A 790-nucleotide genomic window follows, 5' to 3' on the forward strand; every position below is an offset into this window, starting at 1 on the left:
CAAGGGGTTGATCGCCTTTCGCCTCAAATCGCACCTTTTGGTTATTACTCCAATCTGACTCAGCTCATCATCGACAACATTGACGTTTTGATTGCACAGACTCAAAGCCGAGAGCTAGGTACGCTTGGCGATGCGTTGATCTCTGTGATCGTGATGAAAGAGCGTGCAGGCCAAGCACGCGGCGCACTTAATGGGGTATTTGCGAAAGGAAGCGCCACATCTGTTTTGTTCTCCAACATTGAGGGATACATCCAATCGGGGGATTACGCATCAAGAAAAGCGCAAATTGCGTTCCCAGAACAATATCGACAGTCATTGCAATCACACCAAAACAGTCCTGCGTGGAAGAAGGTTGAGCAAGTACAGCAATCCTTCCTTAACCAGAGTGCCAACCTAGACAACATTCAGGGGCCTCAAGCAACTGAATGGTTTCCTATGGCAACCGAGCGCATCGGTCTCATGAACCAGTTGCGTAACCAAATGGTTGATCAGATGCTCAGTGCAGCAGAACATTCCGCGCAGCAAGCCACGTTAAATCGCAACTTGTTAATGGCTGCGACTGCTGTGATTTCTCTGCTTATGATCACGATGGTGTGGGGGTTGGTTGCAAGCCTACGAAGCCGCGTTGGTCGCCTAAAACAAACCCTGCGCAGTATGTCTGAGCACCATGATATGACGGTTGAACTCGATTCTCGCGGCAAAGATGAAATCGCTTCCATCTCGAACAGCATTAATGCCTTGATCTCTAACTTCAGGAAGCTGCTGTTTGACGTCACTAAGACCAATAACG

General features: G+C 48.7%; 1 protein-coding gene. It reads left to right on the forward strand.

Going from position 1 to position 790, the window contains the following annotated elements:
* On the forward strand, positions 1 to 790 hold a 790-nt coding region (locus R7P74_RS25910), incomplete at both ends, for a nitrate- and nitrite sensing domain-containing protein (protein WP_318123522.1).

Source organism: Vibrio sp. 2033, assembly GCF_033339735.1.